Here is a 6,426-nt window from a genome sequence, read left to right on the forward strand (position 1 = left end):
ACACCATAAACTCCTTTTTCTTATGAACATATTCTTGTGACGATGCGCATTAAACGCATATTGTTTTTATCTTTTATCATGACGTCGTATCACCACATTGGTCGTTGAAACAAAGTAAGATCAATACGAGCCCAATCATTAAAATCATTTCTCCCTCGAGACCCATCAGAATAATCAACGATTTTGTACATATAGCCGTAGTTCATAACACTTTTATACGGACGCCAGATCCAAAAATTCTTCTGCCAAGGATATTTTCCATTTTGATCATCACAACCAGGAGTATTACCATTAAAAATACCAAGTGTATGTCCACATTCATGCATCAAGGCACTCGCATAGACAATATCACGCCGATGTTGTGTTTTTGGTTTTACTTTGTCACTTTCAAAAAGATGCGTTGATAACGAAAATGCATCAAGATACGGACCAACACCACCCCAGAAGACAAAACCACCCGGTGGTGAATAATAGACAAGCAGACAATAATGAAATACCCCTCGCCGCCAGTTATTCACATCACCGTGCAGGAAATACTCCATATACATTGCTTGTAGTTCTTCATACGTCGTTTGAGTTTTAAATGGAAACAGCTCACCACCGCCACCGTAGAAACCATCATCATCGAGATAAAAAACAATATTCCTTCGATCATACGCCGTCCGAAGAAGCTCTTTTGCATTCGCAGGAAATGTTGACCATTCGCCATCAGGATTTGGTTCCATGAGATCGAGTTCAACAAACAAATCTTTTCGAAACGGATCAGATCCCCATTGACTGGTGAGATATTCTTCATAGTTTGATACACCGTCTGAATCAGGATCAAGCGTCATATGATCATCCCAAATCGTTGCATTGTAAAACCAGAAATGTTGTTCAGACCAAGGGCTAAAGTAATGTCCAAAACGATGCTCCCATTCAATCGGACAACCATCATGATCAGAATCATCACCGCGATTATCAATCATCGGATCCGTACCATACATATATACCTCGGCCCAGTAGGGCAGAGTATCATGATCAAAATCATTTTGGCAAATGTTAAACCACAGTTCACAATCTCGTTCAAAAGAATAAATACTCCCATCATCGCAGCCGTTCAAACGACCGTACCCACTTGGATCCGCACTCAACGGATCATTATCGGTATAGTCATCACCCCACCACGTTCCTGTTTTAATGCTATAGATCATCTCAGCATCACACGAATCTACATATCCTTGACCGGTATCCCTGCTTATATCGCAGATGCGATCACGCCCAAAATTCCAATCCCACAACTGAATTTTAACAGTTACAAATTCTTGATCATCAGGAACATTAAGCGTTGCTGACCACTGGATGTTATAGAGATATTTTGTATTCCTCCAAATGTCACTTCGAAATTCAACATCATTAATAAATACCTTAACATAGAAATCAGGATCACTCCACAGATCAATTTTTTTCTGAGAAAACTCTTGAATATCAAGTTTATCGAAAGCACGGATCGCACGTAGTTCAACATTTACAACGATATCAACCAGAGGATCAAAATCAGTATTGGCAAGACCCGTTGTTGAATGGTTTCGAGTTGGTGCTTGGTATGCCCCTGCTGGAATAACAAGAAAACAAGTAACACATAGTGTACACAATAGTTTGACGATGGTTGAATTCTTCATATTTTTCCCCTTACGAGTAGTGGATACTGTTTTATCTGTTTGCCGTTATATATGTAGATTCACACTATATATATAGTTTTTTATCTGTCTGGCTTTGCACATAAATATAGGGGTTTATGTGCAAAGCCTATCTGTCTTATTGAGAAAAGATCAGATGTAATTATATCAAAAAATAACCTTGAATGTCTCAAAAAGGTATAAAAAAACTTTATTGAGCACCTGTTATGAAAGATAATTATTATATTTTCGATATGAAGACAATACCTTCTTGATATATGGTGTATACTGTTGTACAATCGGCAGGAGTTTTTGTTCTCGAGGTTTAATCTCTTTATGCACATCAACAGTCATTGGCAACCCAAGAAAATCCATAATACTTCTGATGCATTCATTTGGATGTAGACATAAATCCTCATAACGTAGTGAGATATAACAATGCTGGTGAAGATATCTAACGTGTTTCAGATAATATGAAGTCATCTTCTTTGCCTGGTGAACTATCCCTAAAAAACCAAAGGGGATGTTCGAAGAGTAATACCAACACAAGAGAGAATGATATAATGGATTTTCAAAAATTTTTTCATATTGCCGAGAAAATAAAACAGTATATGGGTTTTTCTCTGAAAGTAAGGTATGCCATGCGCGTAACGTCGAATCAATAACTTTCACTGGTTCTCGATGGATAAAAATAAAACGAGCTGAGGGATACAGGTTTTTCAGAACCATAAAATTTCCAAAATCATATGGATTTTTGACAAGAATCGGCTTGGTATTTTCTGAAATATATTGAATTTTTTTACACAACAAATCAAAAAAGACATAGTTTTTGTTCGTTATCTTATTGGCCGAACTTTTCTTGGTAAGAAGATACACATATTCCTGAGCAAAATCCGGAGTTATTTGGAGATGATCTATTTTTCGAGTGGTAATCCCGAGATCCTGAAAAAGCTGCTGAAGTTTCAAACGTTCTGCTTCTTGCCGATGAGTGATTTTATCAGAGAGCAACTCATCAAATCGAAGGATATGATACGTTGAGACCGTATTGAAACAACCGGTTTCTGCAAGCATTTTATATAATATGCTCGTTCCTGATCGGTGCAACCCTAGGATAAAAATCGGTTGAAACGATATGCCTTCAATGAGATGAAGATAAGGAGTATCATGAGTCGATAAGGTCATTTCTCAAAAAATCCAATAAAGTTATTTACTATATAATCATATTGACACGTATTAACTGTTGATTGCATATGCATCCGTTATTAAACCCGGTTACTGCGATTCGCTGTTATACAATTCTGAAACGATATCCTAAAAATCTGAGGATGTTCTCTCAGGCTCAAATGCAAAAATTTCAAACAAAATCATTCGTCAATCTTCTTAGATATGCTTCCCACGTCCCAGTGTATCGATCTTTGTACACCCAAAAAAATATCAAACTCAGAGAAATTAAGAATCTCACTGATATTACAAAACTCCCACTCGTTTCAAAAAAAACAATTATGGATGCATATCCTACTCAAAGCATACCGGAAAAAAGATATTATCAGAAACATGTTCACCCTCTAAGTACCAGCGGATCAACAGGGAAATCAATAACGTTTTATACCGATTTTTTAGCCATGACCTATGGAGCTAGCTTGTATCTTCGAGAGCTCTCTGAATTTGGTTTAAACTGGAAAACAACCCGTTTTGCCCACATTGGAAACTTTACACCTGGAAAAGCAGATAGTACCTTTGATCAAGGATTCACAAAAAAAATGGGCTTTTTCATCTTAAAAAACACTACGCTCATCTTAAATGCATTTGATCCTCTCAAAGATACTCTCAACCGTTTAAATACTTTCAAACCTGATCTCATCATGTCGTATCCGGTAACCCTGCAACATCTTGCGTATGCAAAAATGAAAGGATTGGGTGAACAGATTAACCCAAAGATAATCGCCGTCGGAGGGTATGTTCTTGATGAATACACCCGCACCTACATCAAAGACGCATTTCACTGTCCAGTTCTCAATGTGTATGCCTCTGCGGAATCAGGCGGTGATATTGCTTTTGAATGCCTCCATGGAACCTGGCATGTAAACTATGATTACTACCTCATTGAGGCTATCGACGATCAAGGCAACCGTGTCTCCCCTGGTGAAATCGGGCACATCGTACTCACACGACTCTTCGGACGAGGAACACCATTTATCCGATATACCGGGATGGATGACTGGGTGAGCATCATTGATGAGTATGCATGTCCGTGTGGACTCACCACTCCGATATTACATGGAGGCGTTGCTGGACGCGCCAACACAAGCATCATTCTCCCTGATGGCAGATTGTTTCCAGCAGCTTCGTTTGCAATTCTCTCCGTAGTTCTAAAAGAGCTGAAAACCAATAAAGTGAAACAATTTCAAATAATTCAACAAACCCTGAACAGGATTGATATTCTCCTCGTCATTGACCCGGATCTTCGAGACGCGGATCCGCCAGTTGACGTCCTCATGCAGAAGATACAAGAGATTTATGAAAAAAAAGTCGGACCAGAAGTCACTATCACAGTTAAAGAGGTTGAAAGTATCCCATCTCCTAAAAATAAACCTGCTCCTCTGGTGATCTCCCATGTACCCCAAGAACAACGATACAAGATTATCGCATGGGGATCAGAACAACAATTTGCTGCTCAAAAAAAGCAATAAACCGGTACCATATCATAGCCTTCTGCCCTTTAACCGTTTCAATCTGAGATAAAACTTTTGCCGAATGCTTTAAATCCCTAATATAGATACACAGCCACCAGATATAACAACAAAGGTGATACTAAACTATGACAAAACGCGTGTATAATTTTTATGCAGGGCCTGCCACGCTTCCACTTCCTGTGTTGAAACAAGTTCAAGAAGAACTTCTTGATTTTCATGGAACTGGGGTGTCAATACTAGAAATCTCCCATCGGTCAAAAGAATACGGAGAAGTACATACCAAAGCATCAGAACTCCTCAGAGAACTGATGGGTATTCCAAGCGACTATAAAGTGTTATGGCTACAAGGTGGCGCATCATCACAGTTCTTCATGGTACCACTGAACCTTCAAATCAAGGGAAAACCAATGGAATACGTCAATACCGGAGCATGGGCAAAAAAAGCAATCAAAGAAGCAAAACTTTACGGAGATGTTTCCATTGTTGCCTCATCTGAAGATCAAAAATTTACCTACATCCCAAAAAACGTTGCTTTTACCGAGAATGCAGCATATGCACATATCACCGGCAACGAAACCATCGGCGGTATTGAATGGTTTTACACCCCAAAAACCCCGGACAATGTTCCCCTTGTCTGCGACATGTCATCGAACTTCATGGATAAGGTAATCGATGTTAAAAAATATGCTGTAATCTATGCAGGTGCACAAAAAAACCTTGGACCTGCTGGCGTCACCGTAGTTATCGTCCGCGAAGATCTTCTTAACCGTGTTCCTGAAAGCACCCCAACCATGCTGAAATGGAAAACCCATGCAGAAAAAGATTCACTGTACAACACCTGCCCCTGTTTTGCAATTTACATCTGCGAACTTGTCCTAGAACATTTGAAAAAACTTGGTGGCATTGCTGCAGTTGAAAAAGTTAACCGGAAAAAAGCAAAAATCATTTACGATGTCATCGATAAATCCAATGGATTTTACCGCGGTGTCGCCCAGAAAGACTCACGATCGCTGATGAATGTTACGTTTAATCTGCCAACTCCTGAGCTTGAGGAACTCTGTGTTGCTGAAGCGAAGAAAAAAGGATTGATTGGTTTGAAAGGACATCGTGATGTCGGCGGTATGCGTGCATCGCTGTACAATGCGATGTCACTGGAAGGGACAGAAGCCCTCGCTGCATTCCTTACTGAATTCAAAGAACAACATGAAAAAGCAACAGTGAAACAGGTAAACTAGATCCTCTCCGCTCTGTTTCTTTTACTTTCTTAACTTTCTTAATATTCATCAAGTTTTTTCATGTTCGTGTGCATGATGATATCAGCGATGGTTTGCCATGATTTTCTGACAAATGGCGGAAACTCACGGTATGTTTCATACCACGTCGTTAAAAACTTTTTTGTCACAGGATCTGCAGGATAGCCACTCCCCATGGGGATGCCGAGTTTTTTTTCAAGTACCTCTGCAATTTTTCGAACTTCTGCATCACGAATTGTTTTGGCAAGAATCGATGCTGCACTAACAACTGGATACCTCTCATCTGCTCTATGCTTTGAAATAAGAGTTGGGGTATAGGATAGATTCGCAAGAATATCTCTGCCAAATCGCTGTTCATTTACATCTGCAGAATCAACATAACAGATAGGCGGTTTCAGCTTCTCAATTATTTTACTGAAAAGATGAACTTCGAGTTCGTTTAACGTCATAGTTTTCCGAAGATCATCAATATCTGCTGCTGGAACAATAAGATATTCATACCTATGAGCTTGTTCTTTGATTTTTTGTGCAAGTATTTCTCGTCTTTGTGGTGACAGTTTTTTCGAATCACGAACCTGCATCTTGATAAACTCAGAATCATTTTCAACCGTCAGGCCAGCAACTACAAGCGGTCCGATACAGGGGCCGCGTCCTGCTTCATCAACACCACCGATCATACTTCTTGGGTAATTCGTTGTAAGTAAAAAGATGTTACGGATGTTCTGGCTTCATCCCGAAATAGATAATTAAGGAAGAAACATTCATTTTTTCATTGGATGGGACGCGCAAAGAAAAGGATTAATCCAACAGTTGCGAACCATG

5 protein-coding genes are annotated in these 6,426 nt (G+C 39.4%); 2 read left to right on the forward strand and 3 right to left on the reverse strand.

Annotation, left to right across the window (positions count from 1 at the left end; genetic code table 11):
* Nucleotides 1-89: 89 nt before the first annotated feature.
* Both QXL17_00470 and QXL17_00475 read right to left on the reverse strand, forming a co-directional pair.
* Nucleotides 90-1,661 carry a hypothetical protein gene (locus QXL17_00470; GenBank protein MEM4257614.1) on the reverse strand — a complete coding sequence of 524 codons (1,572 nt, stop codon included), beginning with the start codon at nt 1,659-1,661 and terminating at the stop codon, nt 90-92.
* Between the two features lie 222 nt (nt 1,662-1,883).
* A complete protein-coding gene (locus QXL17_00475) occupies nt 1,884-2,840 on the reverse strand; it encodes a sulfotransferase (protein MEM4257615.1) in 957 nt (318 codons plus the stop codon).
* 68 nt (nt 2,841-2,908) lie between these two features.
* On the opposite strand from QXL17_00475, the gene QXL17_00480 reads away from it, so the two are divergent.
* Both QXL17_00480 and serC read left to right on the forward strand, forming a co-directional pair.
* Entirely contained in the window at nt 2,909-4,348 is a 1,440-nt protein-coding gene (locus QXL17_00480; protein MEM4257616.1) for a hypothetical protein, read from the forward strand.
* Between the two features lie 128 nt (nt 4,349-4,476).
* Nucleotides 4,477-5,586, forward strand: a complete 1,110-nt coding sequence (gene serC, locus QXL17_00485) for a 3-phosphoserine/phosphohydroxythreonine transaminase (protein ID MEM4257617.1) — start codon at nt 4,477-4,479, stop codon at nt 5,584-5,586.
* A gap of 38 nt (nt 5,587-5,624) precedes the next feature.
* Here the strand turns inward: serC and rnhB are convergent, their stop codons facing one another.
* Entirely contained in the window at nt 5,625-6,281 is a 657-nt protein-coding gene (gene rnhB, locus QXL17_00490) for a ribonuclease HII (protein MEM4257618.1), read from the reverse strand.
* Between the last annotated feature and the right edge of the window lie 145 nt (nt 6,282-6,426).

It is taken from the genome of Candidatus Thermoplasmatota archaeon, assembly GCA_038884455.1.
Lineage (GTDB): Archaea > Thermoplasmatota > E2 > DHVEG-1 > DHVEG-1 > JAWABU01.

Excerpts from the sequence above, each read along its gene's own strand:
- QXL17_00475 (MEM4257615.1), bottom strand. The coding sequence starts at position 2,840 with ATGACCTTATCGACTCATGATACTCCTTATCTTCATCTCATTGAAGGC.
- rnhB (MEM4257618.1), bottom strand. The coding sequence starts at position 6,281 with ATGATCGGTGGTGTTGATGAAGCAGGACGCGGCCCCTGTATCGGACCG.
- serC (MEM4257617.1), top strand. The coding sequence starts at position 4,477 with ATGACAAAACGCGTGTATAATTTTTATGCAGGGCCTGCCACGCTTCCA.
- QXL17_00480 (MEM4257616.1), top strand. The coding sequence starts at position 2,909 with ATGCATCCGTTATTAAACCCGGTTACTGCGATTCGCTGTTATACAATT.
- QXL17_00470 (MEM4257614.1), bottom strand. The coding sequence starts at position 1,661 with ATGAAGAATTCAACCATCGTCAAACTATTGTGTACACTATGTGTTACT.